The sequence below is a fragment of the Oleiphilus sp. HI0123 genome (assembly GCF_001635315.1).
On record NZ_LWGE01001460.1, the window covers coordinates 1 to 2,606 of the forward strand.

The following is a 2,606-nucleotide window of genomic DNA, read 5'->3' on the forward strand; positions in this document are numbered from 1 at the left end:
GGTCTTTAAACGCACCAATGGTATCATCGACGAAGCCTGATTCATTCAAGGTGTCGGTATGGATTGCAACCTGAACATCATATTCTTCTGCTACGGATAAACAGCAATCAATGGAAGCTGGCGTGGTTCCCCAATCTTCGTGGAGCTTCAAGCCGCAAGCGCCTGCATCGAGCTGTTCTCTTAGGGCTTCAGGTAAACTTGCATTCCCTTTACCCAAGAAGCCAAAGTTCATGGGCATTTGGTCGGTGGATTGCATCATCTTACCGATGTACCACGGTCCAGAGGTACAAGTTGTGGCGTTAGTACCGGTTGACGGGCCGGTGCCGCCACCAATCATTGTGGTCACGCCTGACATTAAGGCTTCTTCAACTTGCTGTGGACAAATAAAGTGAATATGAGCATCAATGCCGCCAGCAGTAAGGATAGAGCCTTCACCCGCGAGTACATCTGTGCCAGGGCCAATCGCAATATCAACCCCGTCCTGAACATCCGGGTTTCCGGCTTTGCCAACACCGACGATACGACCGTCTTTGACACCAACATCACCTTTAACGATTCCCCAGTGATCAAGCACCAAAGCGTTGGTAATCACTAGGTCGACAGTATCGGCACATGAGCGCTGACTTTGCCCCATGCCATCTCGAATCACCTTACCGCCACCAAACTTCACTTCTTCGCCGTAGGTGGTGTAATCCTTCTCCACTTTGATCCAAAGATCGGTATCGCCTAAACGAACTTTATCACCCACCGTTGGACCGAACATTTGCGCATAGGCTTTTTTATCCATCTTAGTCATCTTTTCTCTCCTCAGCTCAAAGCTATAGCGCGCCCATTACATCACCACGGAATCCGTAGACCTTACGGTCACCCGCATAAGCCACCAGCTCTACTTCCCGGCCCTGTCCAGGTTCAAATCTTACCGCCGTGCCCGAGGCAATATTTAAACGAAAGCCTTTGGTCTTGTCTCGATCAAAACTTAAAGCTAAATTAGTTTCAAAAAAATGATAGTGAGAGCCGACCTGAATGGGTCGGTCACCGGTGTTTTCAACACGCAAGCTTAATGTCTCACGCCCTGCGTTCAGTTCAATATCGCCCTCGGCGACTTGGTATTCTCCAGGAATCATACTTGTCCCCTTATCAATAGATATTCGTTCATAGTTGTGTCATTCCTGCGTTATCCCCTAACTAACCCTCATGGATCCCGGCTTAAAACACCACCGGGATGACAGTTGTGAGTGTTACCATCGGTGTGACTATGTGAGTGTCACTAACGGAATAAAAAGGCCAATTAATCGACTTATGAAATCGGGTCGTGAACGGTGACCAGTTTAGTTCCATCAGGAAAGGTCGCTTCGACTTGCACTTCATGAATCATCGAGGCGACACCGTCCATTACTTGCTCTTCAGTCAACAAGGTTTTGCCGTAGCTCATTAGTTCGGCAACCGTTTTACCGTCTCGAGCGCCTTCAATAATTTCCATTGTCAGGTAGGCCATGGCTTCGGGGTAGTTTAATTTTAAGCCTCTGTTCAAGCGTCTTTCAGCCAGCAACGCGGCGGTGAAAACCAGTAGCTTATCTTTCTCTCTAGGTAATAGTTCCATAATTCACTCTTATATAATCTGACACTTAAGTTAACCAAATTCTTGGTTCGATGGCTTTGCGCCCCGATAGCACTGGACGAACCAATGCCCATGCTTCGCCTAATAAATTTCTTGCTCGTTCAGTGCAGTTACCGAGGTATCTGACGGTTAGAAACTCACCTGTCATGCTTAACGCTAGCAAATCATCTCCTGGCATACCACTTTGTTTGATAAGCAATGCCTCAAGCATGGTTTCATGCTCCGCACTATCGATAGTTTCGTTGAAGGGCCCAGCAACAAATAGTGCATTAACGGGCTTTTCTTGAAGTCCACCCGTTCCATGTAAAACGGATGTGTCACCTGGCGCTAAACTGAGGGCTTCATTGAAACGAATACGGCCTTGCTGCCATATCTGCAAGCGCTGCTCGCAACTACCGTCTTCGAACGCCAAGTTATTCGCCGGTAAGCCAAAACAAGTGACCTCCCAAGCCATTACCTTAGCACCTTCTGCCAGTTCAACTTGGGTATTCATACGTGCATGAGACTTAGGGAAAAGAATAGTTTCTAGCGGTAACCATTCCAACACGGCGTCGCTTTCGACTCGCAAGGTCATATTTTGTGTTTGAACACCCGAGTCGTCGCGAGCCTTATAGACTCTACCCGCGCCGGGCGTAGTGATGAGTGCCTCACTGCCAGATTCAACCTGTATGTCGATATCTAGGGTATCACCAGTTACCAAGCCGCCCGGCGGGTGCAGCAAATAAGCGTGCGCACAGTCAGGGCCTTCAGGGTAAAACGCTTTTTGAACGTAAAGCGGACCTTGATGTTCACTAGCAACCAAGCGNGTACCACGTGATCGTTGCGCAAAGCGTAAACGCAGATAGGCCTGCCACTGACCGTGGTCAGAAACAATGTCTTCAATGAGTGTTGGGTCGAGTGCTTGGTTCATTTTTGTTATTCATTTATATTTTTGATTCTTGTCGTCTAGAAAACGTCATTCCAAAGTACTCCGTCATTCCAAAGCCCC

4 protein-coding genes are annotated in these 2,606 nt (G+C 48.1%); all 4 read right to left on the minus strand.

Annotated features, from left to right (window positions below):
* Positions 1–796, minus strand: a 796-nt coding sequence (locus tag A3761_RS19120; protein ID WP_156491954.1) for an urease subunit alpha, incomplete at its 3' end; no start/stop codon positions are given.
* 22 nt (positions 797–818) lie between these two features.
* A complete protein-coding gene (locus A3761_RS19125) occupies positions 819–1,124 on the minus strand; it encodes an urease subunit beta (RefSeq protein WP_068552946.1) in 306 nt (101 codons plus the stop codon).
* A gap of 173 nt (positions 1,125–1,297) precedes the next feature.
* Positions 1,298–1,600, minus strand: coding sequence for an urease subunit gamma (locus A3761_RS19130; RefSeq protein WP_068512141.1), 303 nt, complete (start codon positions 1,598–1,600; stop codon positions 1,298–1,300).
* 25 nt (positions 1,601–1,625) lie between these two features.
* Positions 1,626–2,528: an urease accessory protein UreD gene (locus tag A3761_RS19135; RefSeq protein ID WP_068513009.1), complete on the minus strand. Its 903-nt coding sequence runs from the start codon at positions 2,526–2,528 to the stop codon at positions 1,626–1,628.
* Positions 2,529–2,606 lie beyond the last annotated feature (78 nt).

Bases quoted from the DNA above. Each gene is read 5' to 3' on its own strand.
- A3761_RS19125 (WP_068552946.1), bottom strand. From the start codon at position 1,124: ATGATTCCTGGAGAATACCAAGTCGCCGAGGGCGATATTGAACTGAAC.
- A3761_RS19130 (WP_068512141.1), bottom strand. From the start codon at position 1,600: ATGGAACTATTACCTAGAGAGAAAGATAAGCTACTGGTTTTCACCGCC.